This window comes from Micromonospora sp. Mcm103, from assembly GCF_024519755.1.
GTDB lineage: Bacteria > Actinomycetota > Actinomycetes > Mycobacteriales > Micromonosporaceae > Micromonospora > Micromonospora aurantiaca.
In genome coordinates, this window is sequence record NZ_JALJRJ010000001.1 from 543,472 (window position 1) to 563,702 (window position 20,231).

8 protein-coding genes are annotated in these 20,231 nt (G+C 75.5%); all 8 read right to left on the minus strand.

What is annotated here, in order from left to right; all coding sequences use genetic code 11:
• Nucleotides 1-49: 49 nt before the first annotated feature.
• Entirely contained in the window at nucleotides 50-628 is a 579-nt protein-coding gene (locus tag OC439_RS02505) for a VanZ family protein (RefSeq protein WP_262011983.1), read from the minus strand.
• An 84-nt stretch (nucleotides 629-712) separates the two neighbouring features.
• On the minus strand, nucleotides 713-2,014 hold the full coding sequence (locus OC439_RS02510) for an MFS transporter (RefSeq protein ID WP_262011984.1): 1,302 nt from the start codon (nucleotides 2,012-2,014) through the stop codon (nucleotides 713-715).
• Nucleotides 2,011-3,276, minus strand: coding sequence for a KamA family radical SAM protein (locus tag OC439_RS02515; protein WP_262011985.1), 1,266 nt, complete (start codon nucleotides 3,274-3,276; stop codon nucleotides 2,011-2,013). Before OC439_RS02515 ends, OC439_RS02510 begins: the two co-directional genes overlap by 4 nt.
• Before the next feature lie 100 nt (nucleotides 3,277-3,376).
• Nucleotides 3,377-3,589, minus strand: a complete 213-nt coding sequence (locus OC439_RS02520) for an MbtH family protein (protein WP_135240728.1) — start codon at nucleotides 3,587-3,589, stop codon at nucleotides 3,377-3,379.
• Nucleotides 3,590-3,682: 93 nt separating this feature from the next.
• Complete coding sequence (locus OC439_RS02525) at nucleotides 3,683-4,906, minus strand: cytochrome P450 (RefSeq protein ID WP_262011986.1); 1,224 nt, start codon at nucleotides 4,904-4,906, stop codon at nucleotides 3,683-3,685.
• Complete coding sequence (locus tag OC439_RS02530; protein ID WP_262011987.1) at nucleotides 4,903-12,081, minus strand: non-ribosomal peptide synthetase; 7,179 nt, start codon at nucleotides 12,079-12,081, stop codon at nucleotides 4,903-4,905. The genes OC439_RS02525 and OC439_RS02530 overlap by 4 nt, the downstream gene beginning before the upstream one ends.
• On the minus strand, nucleotides 12,078-19,967 hold the full coding sequence (locus tag OC439_RS02535; RefSeq protein WP_262011988.1) for a non-ribosomal peptide synthetase: 7,890 nt from the start codon (nucleotides 19,965-19,967) through the stop codon (nucleotides 12,078-12,080). The genes OC439_RS02530 and OC439_RS02535 overlap by 4 nt, the downstream gene beginning before the upstream one ends.
• Nucleotides 19,964-20,231, minus strand: a 268-nt coding sequence (locus tag OC439_RS02540) for a phosphopantetheine-binding protein (RefSeq protein WP_262011989.1), incomplete at its 5' end; no start/stop codon positions are given. The genes OC439_RS02540 and OC439_RS02535, both read right to left, overlap by 4 nt.

Here is a 20,231-nt window from a genome sequence, read left to right on the forward strand (position 1 = left end):
CCTGCGGGTCCGGCCCGTCGTGCGTCCCGCCCGTCCGGGCCGCGCCCGCTCAGCGAACCGGCGCCGGGCCGGTCGCGACCGGTGACGACTCGGCCGGTGCACGCCACCAGCGGCGCGACGCCAGCGCGGCCAGGCCGGCGCCGGCGGTGTTGAGCAGGACGTCGTCCACCGAGGACACCCGGTCCAGCCGCAGGGCGTACTGCGCGACCTCGACCAGGACCGAGCAGCCGGCCGCGAGCACCAGGATCCGCGGCACCGACGCCAGCGCCGCGAACCGCAGCGGGCCGAAGAACCCGAGCGCCGCGAACACCAGCAGGTTGCCGACGATCTGGACCGTCACCGTCAGCGGCCCGCCCGCGAGGACGGTGAGCAGGTCCCGCAGCGGCACCAGGCTCACCCGGCCGGGGACCACACCGGCGCCGTCGCCCGGCAACATGATCATCCAGACCCACGGCACGGTCCCGTAGACGATGCCCACCTCGGCCAGCGACCGCCGCCACGCCGGACCGCCGCCGCCACGCCGGCGGGCCAGCACCCACACCACCAGCGCCGCCGCCGGCCACGCGGCCACCGTGAGCAGCACGACCCCGTTGATCGTGCCGAACCAGCCGTGCCACCCCTCGATCACGCCGCCCCCACCTCCGTCCGGCCGACGGCCGGCCCGAGGCCATCCTGCCTCCCGGCGGGCCGCCGGCCGCGGGCGCCCGTGCGGTTACGGCGACTCCTGCGTGTTCATCGACCGGATCCCGCTGCTCAGCGTCGCGGTCACCGCCGAGACCGCGACGAGCCCGGCGAAGACCAGCATGGTCACGGCCACCGGGAACCGGGCCAGCAGCAGCCCGGCCAGTCCCGGGGCGAGGGCGGCGGCCGAGGTGGCGGCCAGGAAGATGACGCTGACCACCCGGCCCTGCAACCGGTCCGGCGTGATCGCCGCCTGGTAGCCGAAGAGCACCGCGTTGGCGGTCGGCGCGAGGAACACCGCCGCCGCCAACGGCACCGCGGCGAGCACGCTCGACGGCACCAGGGCGCTCGCCGCCATCAGGACGGTGGTGGCCCAGCACAGCACGATCACCAGGGTCGGCAGCCGCAGCCAGCGCTGGACCGCCGGCGCGGCCAGCGCGCCGAGGAACCCGCCCAGACCGAAGATCGTGCTGGCCAGGCCGACCACCACCGAGGCGGTGCCGGCCCGCTCCAGGGCCACGATGATCGTGAAGATCATGCCGGTGAAGGCCATGTTCAGCGGCGCCGCGATCACCAGCAGCGCCCGCAGGAACGGGTTGGCCAGCACGAACCGGATGCCCTCGGCCATCGCCGCGCCGCCGGACTGCGGCGCCTGCTCGGTGCGGGGCTGCTCCATCGGCCGGCGGATGAGCAGCACCGCCAGCAGCGAGAGCAGATAGGACACGGCGTTGCCGACGAACGGCAGGGACCGGCCGAGCCCGTAGAGCAGGCCACCGAGCGGCGGCCCGGCGAGCTGAGTTCCGTAGGAGCGGGCCTCGTTGCGCGCGACAGCGGTGGTGAGCTGCTCGGCGGGCACCAGGTTGCGGACCGCCGCGTGTTCCGCGGTGCCGAAGACCGCGTTGGCCGCGGCGCCGACAACGGTGACCACGATGATCATCGGCAGCCCGGCCACCCCGGCGAGCACCGCGCCGGCCAGCCCCAGGTACGCCACCAGCCGGACCACGTCGCAGACGATGAGCAGCGTACGGCGGGAGAACCTGTCGGCCACGACGCCGGCGGGCAGCCGGCAGGCCAGCGTGGTGAGCAGCCCCAGGCTGCCGACCAGACCGGCCTGCGCGGCCGAGCCGGTGAGGAAGAGCACCAGCAGCGGCATCGCCAGGTTCGACATCGCCGTGCCCAGGTCGGACAGGCACTGGCTGATCCAGAGCAGGTTGAAGTCGCGGTTGCGCCAGAGGCTGACCGGGCGGTCCGGCCCGGTCACCGGCGGATCGGTGACGGTCGGCATCTGTTCCTCGTCGGTCGCGGTCAGGGCCGGTTCGGCGGCGGCGGTCATGCCGGCCACCAGGAGCCGGGGGCGGGACGCAGGTCGTCGAACCACTCGGCCGCCGGGTCGTGCCGGGCGAAGAACTGTCGGCCGACGTGGGCCGCGTCGCGGGCCTGGAGCATACGCAGGCTGAACATCTCGGTCCCGCCGACGCGCACGACGCCGTCCACGAGCACCTTGCCCGGGGCGGCCGACATGACCGGCCCCCGGGCCGTCCGCGCCAGGCCGGACACCGACCGTACGGCGTCGGTGTAGATCTGCCAGGCCCGGGTCAGCGGCAGGCTGAAGTAGCTGCGGGCGCCGGTGTCACGTTCCACGAACATGTAGTACGGGATCACGCCCAGTTCCACCAGGCGCTGCCACATCGTGGCCCAGTCCCCCGCCCGGTCGTTGACGTGCGCGATCAGCGGCGCCTGTGCCCGGATCACCGCACCGGTGGCCCGGATCCGGGCGATCGCCCGGCGGACCTCGTCGGTGGCCAGTTCCCGGGGGTGGGAGAAGTGGGCCATCACCGCGACGTGCCGGCCGGCGGCGGTGATCCGCTCGAAGAGGCGCAGCAGGTCGTCGGCGTCCGGGTCGGTGGTGAACCGGGCCGGCCAGTACGACAGCGCCTTGGTGCCGAAGCGCAGCGTGCGGATGTGGTCGAGGGCCGGGTCCAGCAGGGGCGACACCCAGCGCTCCAGCACCGCAGCGCTCATGATCATCGGGTCGCCGCCGGTGAACAGGACGTCGGTGACGCCCCGGCTCTCCTCCAGGTACGCGATTACGTCGCCGACGTCCGAGGCGGCCTGCCGGATCTCGGCGTTGCCGACGAACTGCGCCCAGCGGAAGCAGTAGCCGCAGTAGGAGTGGCAGGTCTGCCCCTGGGACGGGAAGACCAGCACCGTCTCGGCGTACTTGTGCTGCACGCCGAGCAGCCGGCGTCCCCGGTGCGTCGGCACGTTCGCCTCGAGCTGGGCGCCCGGGTTCGGGTTGAGCCGGGCGTGGGCGTCGCGGGCCGCCTTGCGGATCACACCCGGCTCGGCGGCGGACAGGTGCAGCGCCGACAGGTGGTCGAAGATCTCCGGCGGCAGCATGTCCCGGTGCGGGAACGTGAGCCGGAAGATGGGGTCGTCCGGGACGGCGGACCAGTCGATGAGCTCGTCCACGACGTACTGATTGACCTTGAACGGCAGCACCGAGGAGACGACCCGCAGGTCGTGCAGGTATTCCTCGGGCATGCCACGCGCGCCGGCGAGCCGCGCCAGACGTTCGTGGGAGTAGACCTTCATCACCGTCGCCTCGTTGTCAGCGGGATGGGACAGGGGTGGCCGCCGGTCGGCGGCCGGGCCGGGACGGATCCGTGCGGACCCGCCCCGGCCGGTGGGCGGTTCAGCCCTGCGCGGCGGCCATCCGCTCGCGCAGGCTCTTCGGACGCATGTCGGTCCACACCTCGTCGATGTGGGCGAGGCAGTCCGCGCGGTTGCCCTCGAAGCCGGTGGCGGTCCAGCCCGCCGGCAGCTCGCGGTCGGCGAACCAGATCGAGTACTGCTCCTCGTGGTTCATCACGACGCGGTAGGTGCGGTCATCGTCGTCGACGGCCATCGCCGTTCTCCTTCTCGTTCGGTTCCTCGGTTGGGACGGATCCCGGCCGGGCGGCCGGGGGGTGTGCGGCGCGGGCCCGGGTGGCCCGCGGTGTCAGAGCCGGACCGGCAGCGCGGCGAGGCTGCGGTTGAGCAGCGACGGCTGCCACCGCACCTCGGTGCCGGCGAGCGCCAGGCCGGGCGCCGCGGCCAGCAGGTCGGTCAGCGCGGCGCCGGCGACCAGCCGGGCCAGCGGGGCGCCCAGGCAGAAGTGCCCGCCCTGCCCGAAACCCAGGTGCGGGTTCGGGTGCCGGCGCAGGTCCAGCTCGTCCGGGCGGTCGAAGCGGGACGGATCCCGGTTCGCCCCGGCGGTGACCACGTAGAGCCGCTGGCCGGCGCGCAGCCGCTGCCCGGCCAGCTCGACGTCGTCCTTGACGTGCCGGATGGACATCTTGGACGGCCCGTCGAAGCGCAGCAGCTCCTCCACGGCCAGCGCGGCCAGCTCCGGTTCGGCCCGCAGCAGGGCGAGCTGGCCGGGGTGGCGCAGCAGGTTCCAGGTGCCGACCGCGATCAGGTTGCTGGTGGTCTCGCCACCGGCGAACGCCACGTGGGTGAGCATGGCGACGAACTCGTCCTCGCTCACCGACTCGCCCACCAGGCCGTTGGCGAGCGCCGCGCTGATCAGGTCCTCGCGGGGCGCGGCCCGCCGGGCCCGCACCAGCACCCGCAGGTAGTCGAAGAGGTCCAGCAGCGCCTGCTGCGAGCGCTCGTGCTCCTCCGGCGACTGCACCGAGCCCAGGGCCAGGTCGCCCACCTCGATCGCCCAGCGCTGGAACATCGCGGTGTCCTCGGCCGGTACGCCCATCCAGGCCGCCGCGACGGTCGCCGGGAGCGGGCGGGCGAAGTCGGCCACCAGGTCGATGGCACCCTCGCCGCCTCCGGCTCGGGCGGCCAGCCGGCTCACCGCCTCCTGCACCATCGGGCGGTTGCGGCGCACCTGCCGGGCCCCGAACGCGCCCCGGAAGACGCTGCGCAGCCGGCGGTGCTCGGGCGGGTCCACGAAGACCATCCAGCCGGCCATGATGGAGAACGCCCGGGCCGCCTCGGGGCTGAGCAGCTCCAGCGGCGTCTGGGCCAGCATCGGGCTGATCCGGTCCGCGGAGATCTCCGGCATCGTGTAGCAGGCCGTGGCGGGCTCGTATCCGGTGACCAGCCAGGCCCGGTGCACCGGGCTCCAGTGCACCGGTTCGGCGGCCCGCAGCGCGGCCAGGTACGGGTACGGGTCGGCGACGAGGTCGTCGTCCAGCAGGTAACGGTCGGTCAGGATCGCGGTGCTCATGCCGTACGCTCCAGCAGCTCGGCGGCGAGGGCGGCGACGGCCGCCACGCCCGGTTCGGTGACCATGCTCCGGTGGGTGCCGGGCAGGTGGTGGACGGTGAGCGCGTCCGGGAACATCTCCCGGCAGCGCCGCTCGTAGGCGGACCCGTTCTCCCCGGCGACCACCGAGGGGCGGCCCGGTCCGGCGGTGGCCGCCTCGGCGGTGACCAGCAGGTGCGCGGGCCCGCGGTAGGGCTGCGGGCGGTAGCCGGCGGCGGCGCGGAGCAGCGCCGTCCACATCGCCACCGGCCAGTCGGCGCCCAGCGCCGCCTCGGACTCGTCGACGCCGGCCGCCAGCAGGGTGGCCACCAGCTCGCGCTCCTGGCTGAGCCGGGCCGGGGTGCCCGGTGTCAGCTCCCGGATCGCCGCGCGCATCGCGACCGCCCGGTCGAGCAGGTCCAGCGCCTCGGTGACGGCGAACATGCCGGTCTCGTCCGGCACCGCCGGTTCGAGCAGCAGGAGGACGTCCACCCGCTCGCCGGCGGCGGTCAGCCGGATCGCCATCTCCTGGGCGATGTTGGCGCCCATCGACCAGCCGAGCAGCGCGTACGGGCCGTGCGGCTGGTGCGCGCGCAGCTCGCGCAGGTAGTCGTCGGCGAGACCGGTCATCGTGTCGGCGTCGACGCCGCCGTCGATGCCCCGGGCCTGGAGGCCGCGCACCGGCCGGCCGGCGGGCAGCGCCTGCGCCAGCGGCAGGTACCAGGCGACGCTGCCGCCGCTGGGGTGCACGCACCACAGGGGACGCAGGCCGGGGTCGCCGTCGCGCAGGGTCACCACCACGCCGCCCTCGTGCCGTACCGCCGCTCCTTCCGGGCCGCGGTCGCGGGCGGCGATCGCGGTGGCCAGCGCCGCGACGGTCGGATGCTCGACCAGGTCCGCCACCCCGACCGGCAGGCCCAGGTCGCAGGCGCGGGCGGCGAGCCGCACGATGGCCAGCGAATGCCCGCCGAGGTCGAAGAAGTCGTCGTGCACGCCGACCCGGTCCAGCCGCAGCGTCTCCGCCCACAGCTTCGCCAGCGTCGCCTCGACCTCGGTGCGCGGCTCCACGTACGGGCGTTCCGGCGCCGCCGTCGGCTCCGGCAGCGCGGCCCGGTCGAGCTTGCCGTTGCCGGTCACCGGCAGCGCGTCCAGCGCGACGAACGCGGACGGCACCAGGTAGGCGGGCAGCCGCTCGCGCAGCCAGCGGCGCAGCACGTCGGCCTCGGGCAGGTCCAGCCCGGCAACCGGCACCAGGTACGCGACGAGCCGGGCGTCGCCGGGCTCGTCGGCGCGGGCGGCCACCGCCGCCATCGCCACGTCGGGACGCGCCGACAGCGCCGCCTCGATCTCGCCGAGCTCGATGCGCCGGCCGCGGATCTTGACCTGTCCGTCGACCCGCCCGCCGAAGTCCAGCGTGCCGTCGGCCCGCAGGCGTCCCCGGTCGCCGGTGCGGTAGAGCCGCCGCCCGCCACCGGCCGGGTCCGGCACGAACCGGTCGGCGGTCAGCCCCGGCTGCCCGAGGTAGCCGCGCGCCAGCGCGTCGCCGCCCAGGTAGATCTCGCCGGCCACGCCGACCGGCGCCGGGCGCAGCGCGTCGTCGAGCACCAGCACCGTGGTCCGGGCCAGCGGCCGGCCGATCGGCACGCTGACCGCGTCCGCCGGCAGGTCACGGACCTGGTGCGCGGTGACGACGAAGATCGTCTCGACCGGGCCGTACCCGTTCACCAGGCGCAGGTGCGGCCAGCGCGCGGCCAGGTCCCGGCAGTGCGGCGCGGACGCCGCCTCCCCACCGAAGACGATCTGCCGCAGCTCGCCGAGCTCCGCCGGCACCTGCTCGACCGCCAGGTTGAACAGGGTGGTGGTGAGGAACGCGGTGGTCACGCCGTGCCGGCGGATCGCGGCCACGATGCCGGCCGGGGTGAGCGGTTGCGCCGGATAGAGCGCGCAGGTGCCGCCGTGCAGCAGCGGGCCGAAGATCTCGAACAGCGCCGCGTCCCAGTTGACGCTGCTCAGGTGCAGCACCGTCTCGTCCGGGCCGAGGTGGGCGAAGTCCTGCCCCAGCAACGAGTCCACTATCGCCCGGTGGGTCACCGCGATGCCCTTGGGCCGTCCGGTGGAACCGGAGGTGTAGAGCACGCAGGCCACGTTGTCGGCGTCCGGCCCCGGCGCCGGCGGCCCGGCCGGCTCCCCGGCGAACGTCTCCTCGGCCAGCGTGACCACGGCCCCGGCCGGCACCAGGTGCCGCCAGGCCGGCTGCGCCAGCACCAGGTCCACCCCGGCGTCCGCCGCGAGCAGCTCCAGCCGGGCGCGCGGGTCGCGCGGGTCCAGCGGCAGGTACGCCGCGCCGGACTTGAGGATGCCGAGCATGCCGACGATCAGGTCCACCGAGCGTTCCGCGCAGAGCCCGACGACCCGCTCCGGACCGGCGCCGTGCCGCCGCAGGTGGTGCGCGACGCGGTTGGCGCGCGCATCCAGCTCGGCGTAGCTCAGCGTCGTCCCGTCGAGGGCCAGCGCGACCCGCTCCGGCCCGGCGGCGACCCGGGCGGCCAGCACGTCGACCACGCTGCGCGGGTCCGCCCCGGCGGCCGCGGCCGGGGTCCGGGTCGCGCCGTCGGCGGCCGGTACGCCCGGCGCCGCCTGCGGGTCGGCGACCATCGCGGCCAGCAGCGCGCAGTACGCGTCGGCGATCCGCTCCACCTCCCCCGGTGCCATCCGCCCGGCGTCGGCCTCGACGGACACGCCCTGCGGGCCGGTGGTGACCATCAGCCCGAAGTTGGTCCGGGCGATCTCCTCGATCTCCTGCTTGTGCTCGCTGCCCAGCGCGTGGAAGTGCACGTAGTTGAAGGCGGTGTCGACGAGCACCTCACCGGCCCACCGGCCACGCTGCACCTCGGCGAGCGGGAACCGGCGGTGCGGCAGCAGGTCCCGTTCGGCGGCGAACACGTCCCGGAGCAGCCCCAGCCAGGTCGTCGCGGACGACCGGACGCCGAAGGGCACCACGTTGAGGAACAGGCCGCGCATGCCCTCCGCGCCGGCCCGCTCGGGCCGCCCGTTCGTGGCGAAGCCGGTCGAGTACGCCTCGCCGTCGGCGAGCTGGCCCATCAGGTGGTAGTAGGCGGTGAACAGGACCGTCTTGCGGGGCACCCCGGCGCGGGCGGCCAGCGCGTCGATGCCGTCGCGCAGGTGCGCGTAGTCGCGTACCACCTCGCACGTCGACTTGTCGGCGGGCGCCGCGCCGACCGAGCGGGGCACCCGTACCGGCGGGAACCGCTCCACCATGTCGTCCCAGAACGCCCGGGCCGCCGGGTCGTCCACCGCGGCGCGTTCCAGCGCCACGTACTCGGCGAAGCGCGGCACCGGACCGGCCGCCGGCTCCGGGCCCGCGCCGGTGACCGCGCGGCGGTGCCGGTCGACCAGCTCGGCGATGAGCGAGGTCAGGCTCCAGCCGTCCAGGACGGCGTGGCAGTCGGTGATGGTGAGCCGGTACTCGGCGTCGTTCAGCACGTGCACGTGCAGCCGGATCAGCGGCGGCTCGGCCAGTTCGAACCAGCGCACCGACTCGCTGTGCAGGTACTCCCGGACCCGCCGGGCCTGCTCCGCACCGGTCAGGCCGCGCAGGTCGTTCACCCCGACCGGCAGCGCGGCCCGCTCGTGCACCAGTTGCAGCGGCTCCTCGTAGGAGCTCCAGTCGAAGCCGGTGCGCAGGATCTCGTACCGGTCGACCACCGCGTCCGCAGCGGCCTGCATGGCGGCGGCGTCGAACCCGGCCGGCTCCTGCACCCGGAAGCTGGTCACGTTGTGGTACGCGCCCTTGCCGGCGTCGGCGAGCAGCTCGTAGAGCATGCCCTGCTGCATCCGGGTCAGCGGATACGCGTCCGCCAGGCCGGCGGGCAGCCGGTCCCGGTCGGCCGGCGCGACCATCGCGAACGGCTCCACCGGCCCGGCCACGGCGGAGTCGCCGTCGGCGGTGGCGTCGACCGCCCGGGCCAGCTCGCCGAGCGCCTGGTGGGCGAAGACGTCACGCAGCGCCACGGTGAGACCGCGCCGCTCGGCGAGCCCCACCACCCGCAGCGCGAGGATCGAGTCACCGCCGAGGTCGAAGAAGCGGTCGGTGACGCCGACCCGGTCCACCCCGAGGGCGGCGCACCACACCTCGGCCAGCGCCCGCTCGGTGGGGGTGGCCGGCGGGACGTGCTCACGGGTGGCGTCCAGCGCCGGACCGTCGGCGTCGGGCAGCGCCCGCCGGTCCACCTTGCCGTTCGCGGTCAGCGGCAGCGCCGGCAGCACGGTGAACGTGGCGGGCACCATCGCCTCGGGCAGCCGGTCGCGCAGCCAGCGCCGCAGCTCCTCACCGGTCAGCCCGGCACCGACCACCAGGTACGCGTGCAGCCGGTGCTCGCCGCTGCGGGCGCCCCGGGCCACCACGGCGGCCTGCGCGACGGCGGGATGACGCAGCAGCGCGGCCTCCACCTCGCCCAGCTCGATCCGGTGCCCCCGGATCTTCACCTGGTCGTCGGCGCGTCCCCGGTACTCCAGTTCGCCGCCGGGCAGGTGGCGGGCCCGGTCGCCGGTGCGGTAGAGCCGCGCCCCCGGGACGGCGGAGAACGGGTCCGGCACGAACCGCTCCGCGGTCAGCCCCGGCCGGCCCAGATAGCCGCGGGCCAGTCCGGCGCCGCCGACGTACATCTCGCCGGTGGCCCCGATCGGGACCGGCCGCAGGTGCCGGTCCAGCACGTGCACGGTCAGGTCGCCGAGCGCCCGCCCGATCGGGGAGACGGCGTCGCCGGTCAGGTCCGCGGCGGTGACCAGGCGGTGGGTGACGTGCACTGTGGTCTCGGTGATGCCGTACATGTTCACCAGCCGCACCCCGGCGCCCGGGCCGTCCAGCCAGCCGTCCAGCTCGGGCAGGTCGAGCTTCTCGCCGCCCAGCACCACGTGCCGCACGCCGAGGCCGGCCAGCGGCCGGTCGCCGAGCGCCGCGCGCAGGTTGCGGAACGCTCCCGGGGTCTGGCTGAGCATCGTCACGCGTTCCCGCGCCAGCAGGCCGGCGAAGCGCTCCGGGTCGCGGGCGGTGTCCCGGTCGACCAGCACGACGGTGCCGCCCCGGGTCAGCGCGCCCCACAGCTCCCAGACCGAGAAGTCGAAGGCGTACGAGTGGAACAGGCTCCACACCCCGCCCGGCGGCAGGTCCAGCGCGTCCACGCAGGAGTCGAGGAGGCGGACCACCTGCCGGTGCGCGACGCCCACGCCCTTGGGCCGGCCGGTGGAGCCGGAGGTGTAGATGACGTACGCGAGGTGGTCGGCGTCGGTGACCGGCTCGGGATCCGTCGTCGGCTCACCGTCGAGCGTGTCCAGGCGCAGCACCCCGGCCGGCGCCACCGGCACCCGGTCGGCGAGGTCCGGTGAGACGACGGCCAGGCGTACGCTCGCGTCGGCGACCACGTACGCGAGCCGGTCCCGCGGGTGCTCCGGGTCCAGCGGCACGTACGTCCCGCCGGCCTTGAGGATGCCGAGGATGCCGACGGCCAGGTCGGCGTCGCGGCGCACGCAGAGCGCCACAGTCGTCTCCGGCCCGACGCCGGCCGCGCGGAGCCGGTGCGCGAGCTGGTTCGCCCGCGCGTTCAGGCCGGCGTAGTCGACCCGCTGCTCCCCCGCCACCACCGCGACCCGGTGCGGGTCGGCGGCCACGTGGCGGGCGAACCGCTCGTGCAGCAGGTCCGGCGAGGGGTACGCGCGGACCGGGGCGGTCCAGCCGGCGATCAGGTGCCGTTCGTCGGCGGGCAGCAGGTCCAGCTCGGCCAGCGGGGTGTCCGGGTGGGCGACCGCCTGTTCCAGCAGCCGCAGGTACTGCCCCGCCCAGCGCCGCGTGGTCTCCGGGCGCCACAGGTCCGCCCGGTGGAAGAAGGCGGCGGCCAGCCCGTCGGGGCGGCGCGCGGTCTGCAGCATGAGGTCGAACTTGACCGCGTCGAGGTCCAGGTCGAACCGCGCGCCGCTGACCGCGCCGAGGCGTACCGGGCGGTCGTCGGCGTCGTCGTCGAGGCTGAACATGGCCTGGAACAGGGGTGTGCGGTCGAGGCTGCGGTCCGCGCCGACCCAGTCGACGACCCGCTCGAACGGCGTCTCCTGGTGGTCGTACGCGCCGAGGGCGTCGGCGCGGACCCGGTCGAGCAGGTCACCGAAGGACGGGTTCCCGGCCAGGTCGGCCCGCAGCACGAGCGTGTTCACGAAGAAGCCGACGACCTGTTCGACCTCCGGCCGGGTCCGGCCGGCGACCGGGGTGCCGACACCGAAGTCGACCTGCCCGCAGAGCCGGGACAGCAGCACCTCGAACGCCGCCAGCAGGACCATGTACAGGGTGGCGCCGCGCTCCTTGGCGAGTTGCTCCAGCGCGGTCACCAGCTCCGGCCCGACGGTGAAGTCGCAGGTGGCCCCGGCGGTGGAGCGTCCGGCCGGGCGGTCGCCGTCGGTGGGCAGCGCCAGCGGCGGCAGCCCGGCCAGCCGGTCGGCCCAGTACGCGAGGTCCCGCTCCACCCGCTGCTCGGTGGCGGTGCGGCGCTGCCAGGCCGCGTAGTCGGCGTACCGCACCGGTGGCTCGGGCGACGGGTCGCCGGTGTAGAACGCCTCCAGGTCGCGGACCAGCACGCCCATCGACCAGCCGTCGGCGACGATGTGGTGCAGGGTCAGCAGCACCACGTGGTCGGTGGGCGTGAGCCGCCACCCGGTGACCCGGAACAGCGGGCCGGTCTCCAGGTCGAACGGCTCCCCCGCCGCCGCCCGGGCCGCGGCGGCGACCTCGGCGGCGTCGGTGGCGACCCGCCAGTCGACGCCCGCCCAGCCGTCCACGATGTCCTGCCGGACCACCCCGTCGACGACGGTGAACCGGGTGCGCAGGGACTCGTGCCGCCGGACCAGGGCCGCGAACGCCGCGTCGAGCCGCTCCCGGTCCAGCGGCCCGGTGAGCCGCCACGCGACCGGGATGGTGTACGCCGCGCCGGCGCCGTCGAGCCGGTCGAGGAAGACCAGGCGTTCCTGTCCGAAGGAGACCGGCAGGTCACGGGTGCCGCTGCCCCGGGTGATCCCGGCCGGGGCGGTCGCGGGAGCCGCTCCGGCGAGCCGCCGGCGGAGCAGCTCGTGCTGGGCGGGGGTGAGGGCGGTCATCGGGTCTCCTCCAGTTTCCGGGCGAGCCGGGCGATGGTGCGGGCTTCGAAGAAGGCGCGCAGGGTGATCGGGGCGGCCAGCCGGTCGCGCAGCCGGGAGATGACGCGCAGGGCGGTGAGCGAGTGGCCGCCGAGGGCGAAGAAGTCGTCCTCGACGCCGATGTCGGGCCGGTCCAGCAGCTCGGCCCAGATCTCGGCGACGACCCGCTCGGTGTCGGTGCGCGGGGCCACCCGGTCCACGGCGGGCCGCTCGACCCGGATCTCCGGCAGCGCCGCCCGGTCGACCTTGCCGTTTCCGAGCAGCGGCAGGGCGTCGAGGACCAGCAGCTCGGCCGGGATCATCGCGTACGGCAGGCGGTCCTCCAGGTGGCGGCGCAGGTCCGCCTCGGTGACGCCGCCGCCCGGGATCCGCTGGGCGTAGCCGGCGAGCCGCCAGCCGTCCGGTCCGTCCGGGCGGGCCACCACGGCCGCCGCGCCGACCCCGGGGTGAGCGGCCAGGGCGGCCTCCACCTCGGCCGGTTCGACCCGGACGCCGCGTACCTTGACCTGCCGGTCCAGCCGGCCCCGGAACTCCAGCGTCCCGTCCGCCAGCAGGCGGGCCGCGTCGCCGGTGCGGTACATCCGCGCGCCGGGCGGTCCGGCCGGGTCCGGCAGGTACGCCGCCGCGGTCAGGCCGGGCCGGTTGCGGTAGCCGCGGCTGACCCCGGTGCCGCCGATGTGCACCTCGCCGAAGACGCCCACCGGCACCGGGCGCATCGCCTCGTCGAGCACCCGCACGTACGTGCCGGGCATCGGCACGCCGATGGTGACCGACTCGTGCGGCGTCCCCGGGTCGAGGTCGGCGACAGTGGTGGTGACTGTGGCCTCGGTGGGGCCGTACTGGTTGACGACCCGGCGCAGCGCGGGCAGCGCGGTGTGCACCTTGGCGAGCAGCTCCGGGGTGCACGGCTCGCCGCTGAGCACCAGCAGCCGCAGCGCGGGCAGCGTCGCCGCGGCGACGTCACCGGTGTCGAGGAGCTGGTGCAGCAGCGACGGGACCATGCTCAGCAGCGCGGTCGGCGCGGGCCGGCCGGGCAGGTCGGTGGCGATCGTGGACAGGTCGGACCGTTCGGCGATCAGGACCGTCGCGCCGACGGTGAGCGGCCCGACGCAGTCGCGCAGGAACGCGTCGAAGGCGGGCGAGGCCCGTTGCAGGACGACGTCGTCGGCGCCCAGCCGGTAGTGCGCCAGGATGGTGTCGAGGTACGCGGTGACCGCGCCGTGCTCGGCCAGCACACCCTTGGGTCGTCCGGTGGATCCGGAGGTGTAGACCAGGTAGGCGAGCCGGGCCGGGTCGACGGCGACGGCCGGCGGGTCGGCCGGCAGGACGTCGGCCCGGCTCCGGGCCAGCGTCTCCGGGTCGAGGACCAGCCGTACCCCGGCGTCGTCGGCGAGTTGCGCCAGGCGGCGCGGCGGCAGGTCCGGGTCGAGTCCGACGAACGCCGCCCCGGCCTTCCAGACGCCGAGCACGGCGACCACCGTGTCGACGCCGCGGGGCAGCCGCAGGCCGACCCGGTCCTCCGGGCCGACGCCCCGCGTGCGCAGGTGGTGGGCCAGCTGGTCGGCGCGCCGGTCCAGCTCCGCGTAGGTCAGCTCGCCGCCGGGGCCGACCAGCGCGGTGGCGTCCGGGGTGGCGCGTACCTGGTCGGCGATGCGGTCGGGCAGCGACCGGAACGGCGCGGCCGGCCTGGTCACCGCCGTCGGCGCGACCGGGTCGGCCAGCGGCAGGTCGCCGATCGCGGCCGCCGGGTCGGCGGCCACGGCCCGCAGCACCAGCTGGTACGCCCCGGCCATCCGCCGGATCGTGTCCGCGTCGAAGATGTCCGTGGTGTAGTCCAGCGAGCCGGTCAGCCCGTCCGGGCCGTGCACCAGCTCCAGGGTCAGGTCGAGCTTCGCCGCGCCCCGGTCGACCGGGTGGGCGGCGCCGGCGGCGGACCCGAGCCGCAGCGTGTCAAGCGTCCAGTCGTTGTAGCTGAACAGCGCCTGGAACAGCGGCGAACGGCTCAGGTCCCGGTCCGGGCTCAGCTCCTCGACGAGCCGCCCGAACGGCAGCTCCTGATGCTCGTACGCGGCCAGCGCGTCGTCGCGGACCCGGCCGAGCAGCTCGGTGAAGGTGGGGCGGCCGGTCAGGTCCGCCCGCAGCACGAGCGTGTTGAGGAAGAACCCGACCACGTCGCGGACCTCCGGCCGGTCCCGCCCGGCCACCGGTGTGCCGACCGCGAAGTCGGTCTGGCCGCTCCACCGGCCCAGCAGCACCTGGTAGGCGGCGAGCAGCGTCATGAACAGCGTGGCGCCGTGCGCGGCGCCGAGCCGTTCCAGCGCGGCCACGGTGTCCGGCGCGACGTGGAAGCCGACGCTCGCGCCGGCGCCGTCGCGCACCGCAGGCCGAGGGCGGTCGGTGGGCAGTTCCAGCGTCGGCAGGCCGGCCAGCCGCTGCCGCCAGTGGGACAGTTCCCCGCGCAGCCGGTCACCGGCGAGCCGCTGCCGCTGCCAGGCGGCGAAGTCGGCGTAGCGGACCGGCGGCCGGGGCACTGCGGTCCCGTCGTACCCGGCCTCCAGCTCTCGGACCAGCACCGCCGCCGACCAGCCGTCGGAGACGGCGTGGTGCATGGCGAGCAGCAGCAGGTGGACGTCACCGGCGCGCCACAGCACGGCCCGGAACAGCGGCCCGGTGGTCAGCGTGAACGGCCGCCGGGCCTCCCGGGCCAGCGCGTCCGCCGCCTCGGCCTCGGTGGCGGCGACGCGCCGGTCCAGGCCGTCCCAGCCGGGCACCACGTCCTGGCGGACCACGCCGTCGGCGAGCGTGAACCGGGTACGCAGCGACTCGTGCCGGTCGACGAGCGCGTCGAGCGCGGCGGCCAGCCGGCCGGCGTCCAGCGGTCCGGTCAGCCGCCAGGCCAGCGGGATCGTGTACGCCGGACCGGCGCCCTCCAGCCGGTCGAGGAAGACCAGCCGTTCCTGCCCGAAGGAGACGGGCAGCCCGGTGGTGGCGGAGCCCCTGCCGATCGGGGTGACGAGCGGCTCGGCGTCGTCGAGCAGGCGGGCCAGCCCGGCGATGCTGCGGGCGGTGAACAGGTCCCGGAAGGTGAGTTCCCGGCCGGTGCGGGCGGCGACCGCGCCGACCACCTTGATGGCCAGCAGCGAGTGCCCGCCGAGGGCGAAGAAGTCGTCGTCCATGCCCGGGTCGGCGACGCCCAGCACCTCGGTGAAGATCTCCGCGAGGTGCCGCTCCAGTTCCGTGGCCGGTTCGCGGCGGCCCGCGCCGGCGGCGTACGACGGTTCGGGCAGGGCGGCCCGGTCGACCTTGCCGTTGCGGGTCAGCGGCAGCTCGTCGAGGACCACCACGGCGGCCGGCACCAGGTACGCCGGCAGCGTCCGTCCGAGGTGGGCCCGCAGGTCACCCAGTTCCGCCGGGTCGGCGGCGACGTACGCGACCAGGCTGAGCACGCCGGCCCGGTCGGGACGGGCGAGCACCACCGCGTCGTGGACCGCCGGGTGGCGGCGGACCGCCGTCTCGATCTCGCCGGGCTCGACCCGGAATCCGCGGACCTTCACCTGGCCGTCGGCCCGGCCGACGAACTCCAGCACCCCGTCGGCGGTCCAGCGCACCAGGTCACCGGTGCGGTAGACCCGGCCACCGGGCGCGCCGAACGGGTCCGGCAGGAACCGCTCGGCGGTGCGGGCGGGCGCGCCGACGTACCCGCGGGCCAGCCCGGCGCCGCCGAGCAGCAGCTCACCGACCACCCCGACCGGGACGGGCCGCAGCGCCGGGTCCACCACGTACGCGGTGGTGTGGTGCATCGGCCGGCCGATCGGGACGCTGCCCGCGCCGGCCGGCGCGGTGACCGGGTGCCAGGTGCCGAAGGTGGTGGACTCGGCCGGGCCGTACATGTGCAGCAGCCGGCCGGGGCCGCCGTGGGCGAGCAGGCCGTCCACCGCGGCCGGGTCGGCGGCCTCCCCGCCGAACAGCACGTGCCGCAGGCCGCCCAGGACGTCCGGGCGTTCCCGGGCGACCTGGTGGAACAGCGCGGTGGTGAGGAACAGCGTGGTGACCCGGTGCCGCGCCAGGTGCGCGGCCAGGGCGGCGGTGGACAGCGCCACGTCGGGCGGGGTGACCACGAGCGTCGCACCGGCGACCAGGGTGGCCCACACCTCGAAGGTGGCCGCGTCGAAGACCGGGTTGGCGGCGAAGGCCACCCGGTCGTCCGGCCCGAGGGTCAGGTACCCGCCGTCGTGGACGGTGCGGACCAGACCGCGGTGGGTGATCCCGATGCCCTTGGGGCGGCCGGTGGAGCCGGAGGTGTAGACGACGTAGCCGAGCTGCTCCGGGTCGACCGGGATCGCCGGGTCGGTCGCCGGCCGCCGGTCCACCTCGGCGGCGTCGCGGACCAGGTCCACGACGCGGCAGCCCAGGCCCGCGCCGTCGTGGTGGCCGTCGGCGGTGACAAGCACCGTGGCGCCGGTGTCGGCGATCATGTGCCGGCTGCGCCCGGCCGGCTGGTCGGCGTCCAGCGGCAGGTAGGCGCCGCCGGCCCGGAGCACGGCGAGCTGCGCGCGGACCAGGCCGGCGCCGCGGGGCAGGCTGACCGCCACCACGGTCTCCGGGCCCACGCCGAGGGCGATCAGGTGGTGGGCCAGCCGGTTCGCCTGCCGGTCCAGTTCGGCGTACGTCCAGACGACCGGGCCGTCGACCACCGCGGGACGGTCGCCGCCGGTGGCGACCCGGTCGGCGACGAGGTGGTGCAGCGGCCGGGCAGGCAGCTCCGGTGTCGCGGCGGTGCCCGCCGCGCGCAGCGCGTCCCACTCGGCGGGGTCGACGGCCGGCCAGTCACCGAGCCGGACGCCGGGGTCGTCGGCCAGCGCGTCGAGCAGCCGGGCGTACGCGCCGGCGAGACGCTCCACGGTGGCCGGGGTGAACAGGTCGGTGGCGTACTCGAACAGGCCGGTGAGGGTGCCGTCGGGTGCCTGGTCGACGAAGAGGGTGAGGTCGAACTTGGCGGTGCGCCAGCCCAGCGGCAGCTCGGTCACGGTCCGCCCGGGCAGCCGCAGCGCGGTCACCGCAGTGTCCCGCAGCGCGAACATGGTCTGGTAGACCGGGGTGCGGCTGAGGTCCCGCTCGGGCCGCAGCTGCGCGACCACCTGCTCGAACGGCACGTCCTGGTGGTCGTAGGCGCCCAGGGTGGCCGCGCGGACCCGCCCGACCAGCTCGGCCAGCGTGGGGTCGCCGGTCAGGTCGGCGCGGACCGCGAGCGTGTTGACGAAGAAGCCGACGACGTTCTCCAGCTCGCCGCGTGTCCGGCCGGCGACCGGGGTGCCGACGGCGAAGTCGTGCTGGCCGCTCCACCGTCCGAGCAGCGCCTGGAACGCGGCCAGCAGGACCGTGTGCACTGTGGTCCGCTGCTCCCGGGCCAGCGCGGCGAGCCGGGGCAGCGCGTCGTGCGGCAGCGCGAAGCGGTGGGTGGCGCCGTCCGCGCCGAGCACCGCCGGCCGGGGCCGGTCGGTGGGCAGCTCCAGCGCGGGTACGCCGTCGAGCGTGTCGCGCCACCAGTCCAGTTCGGCGGCGACGCGGTCCGGGCGGAGGTCGGCGCGCTGCCAGCGGGCGAAGTCGGCGTAGCGCACCGGCGGCGCGGGCGGCGTCGCGCCGGCGTACGACTCGGCCAGCTCGCGCGCGACGACGCCGAGCGACCAGCCGTCGGCGACCAGGTGGTGCAGCACGAGCAGCAGCACGTCGTGCCCGGGCAGGCGGACCAGCGTGGCGCGCCACAGCGGCCCGGCCGCCAGGTCGAACGGCTCGCGGATCAGCGCGGCGGCCGCCTCGTCGGTCCAGGCGGCGGCGTCGAGCCGGGTCAGCGCGACTGTGGGCTCCGGGTCCACCACCGGGGTGTCACCGGCGAAGCGGGTACGCAGCGCGTCGTGCCGGGCGGCGAGCCGGTGCAGGGCCCGGCGCAGCGTGTCCTCGTCGAGGTGCCCGTCGACCCGCCAGGCGACCGGGATGACGTAGCTGGGGCTGTCCGGGTGGATGCGGTGCAGGAACAGCAGCCGCTCCTGGCCGAACGACGCCACGGCCGGGGCGTCGTCGGCTCCGGCGACCAGTGCCGGCGCCGGGTCGGTGGCGGGCGCGTCCGCGACGGTCTCGGCCAGGGCGGACACGGTCAGTCCTTCGAACAGGTCGCGCAGCGACACCTCCACGCCCAGTTCCTCGCGCAGGCGGGCGATCAGCCGTACGGCCAGCAGGGAGTGCCCGCCGAGGGCGAAGAACGTGTCGTCGACGCCGACCCGGGCGACGCCGAACACGTCGGTCCAGACCTTGGCGAGGCGTTCCTGGACCGGGTTCTCCGGGGCCCGGTACGCCACGGCCATCTCCGGACGGTCCGGTGCGGGCAGCGCCTTGCGGTCCAGCTTGCCGCTCGGGGTCAGCGGCAGCTCGGCCAGCGGCACGAACGTCGACGGCACCATGTAGCCGGGCAGCCGTCCGGCCAGCCGGTCCCGCAGCTCGCCGACGTCGAGACGGTCCCCGACGACGTAGGCGACGAGGCGCTTCTCGGCGGCCTCGCCGGTGGCTACCACCACTGAGGCGCGTACGCCGGGCTGGTCGTCGAGCACCGCCTGGATCTCGCCCAGTTCGACCCGGTTGCCGGCGAGCTTGACCTGCTCGTCGACCCGGCCGAGGTAGTCGACCACGCCGGGGCGGTGCCAGCCGGCCAGGTCGCCGCTGCGGTACATCCGCCCGCCCGGCTCGCCGTACGGGTCGGGCAGGAAACGCTCGGCGGTCAGGCCCGGCCGGCCGACGTAGCCGCGTGCGAGCTGCACACCTGCGAGGTACAGCTCTCCCGGGTCGTCGCCGGTCACGGGACGCAGTTCGGGGTCGAGGATGTGCAGCTGGGTGTTGTCGACGGCCGCGCCGATCGGCACGCTCGCCCCGGTCCACTCCGGCCGGCAGGCCCAGGCGCTGACCTCGATGGACGCCTCGGTCGGGCCGTACAGGTTGTGCAGTTCGACGTCGGGCAGGACGCGCAGCACCCGGTTCTGCAGGTCGGTGGGGAGCGCCTCGCCGCTGGCGAGGATGCGGCGCAGGCTGTGGCATCCGGCGACGCCGGGTTCGCCGGCGAACAGCGCCAGCATGGTGGGGATGAAGTGCACGCTGGTGATCTCCCGGCTGCGGATGATCTCCACCAGGTACCGGGTGTCCCGGTGCCCGCCGGGCCGGGCGAGGATCAGCCGCGCGCCGACGGTCAGGGGCCAGAACAGCTCGTGCACGGACACGTCGAAGGCGTACGGGGTCTTCTGGAGCACCCGCTCGTCGGAGGTCATGCCGTACTCGTGCTGGCCCCAGCGCAGCCGGTTGACCACGCCCCGGTGCTCGACGACGACGCCCTTGGGCCGCCCGGTCGAGCCGGAGGTGTACATGACGTAGCAGGCGTTGCGCTCGTCCACGGCGACGTCGCACGGCTCGGCGGACTCGCCGGCCGTGTCGGCGACAGTCAGTTCCGGCAGGCCGGGCAGGCCCAGGTCGACGTCCATGCCGGGGCCGCGGACCACTGCCACCGCGCCGGCTGCCTGACCGGCCATGTAGGTCAGCCGGTCGGTGGGTAGCTCCAGGTCCAGCGGCAGGTACGCCGCGCCGCTCTTGAGGACGCCGAGCAGGACGACCAGCAGGTCCAGGGACCGCTGGGCGCCGACGGCGACGACCGTCTCGGGCCCGGCGCCGCGGCGGCGCAGGGCGTGGGCGAGCCGGTTCGCCCGCCGGTCCAGCTCGCGGTAGGTCAGCTCCGCGCCCTCGAACTCCAGGGCGACCGCGTCCGGGGTACGCCGGACCTGCGCCTCGACCAAGCCGTGGATGGTGCTCATGCCTGCTGCTCCTTCAGTGCCTGCTCGACGTCCTCGTCGCTCATCGCGGCGATCTCGGCCATCAGCCGGTCCTCGACTGCCACCGCGAGTCGCGCCACGGTGGGCTGTTCGAAGAGGGTGCGGACGGCCACCTCGCAGCCGAAGACCGCGCGCAGCCGGATGGCGACCCGGGTGGCGAGCAGGGAGTGGCCGCCCAGGTGGAAGAAGTTGTCGTGGATGCCGATCCGGTCGACGCGCAGCACCTGCCGCCAGACGTCCGCGATC